The organism is Paenibacillus sp. FSL R5-0490, from assembly GCF_001956215.1.
GTDB lineage: Bacteria > Bacillota > Bacilli > Bacillales > Cytobacillaceae > Cytobacillus.
The window spans coordinates 1-368 of record NZ_MRTQ01000059.1 but is presented as its reverse complement, the minus strand read 5'-3'; the positions used below and the strand labels follow the sequence as shown (position 1 = coordinate 368).

The 368-nt window shown below is 47.3% G+C and carries 1 tRNA gene; it reads left to right on the top strand.

From position 1 onward, the window contains the following. Nucleotides 1-74 precede the first annotated feature (74 nt). A tRNA-Thr gene (locus BK139_RS23420) sits at nt 75-150 on the top strand. The last annotated feature ends 218 nt before the right edge of the window (nt 151-368 follow it).

Sequence of the window (368 nt, the reverse complement as noted above, 5' to 3'; positions counted from 1 at the left end):
TAGCTCAGCTGGGAGAGCATCTGCCTTACAAGCAGAGGGTCGGCGGTTCGATCCCGTCATCCTCCACCATATTTGCCGGCGTAGCTCAATTGGTAGAGCAACTGACTTGTAATCAGTAGGTTGGGGGTTCAAGTCCTCTCACCGGCACCACTTCAATTCCTTTAATGGAATATGAGCCATTAGCTCAGTCGGTAGAGCAGATTGCAGCATCATTGAATCACTTCAACCGAATAGCAATCTGTGACAAAACACGCAGTGTTTTGGAACATCTGACTCAGCAGAAACAAGCTTTAGGAAACATTACTTAGCATGAGCCATTAGCTCAGTCGGTAGAGCATCTGACTTTTAATCAGAGGGTCGAAGGTTCG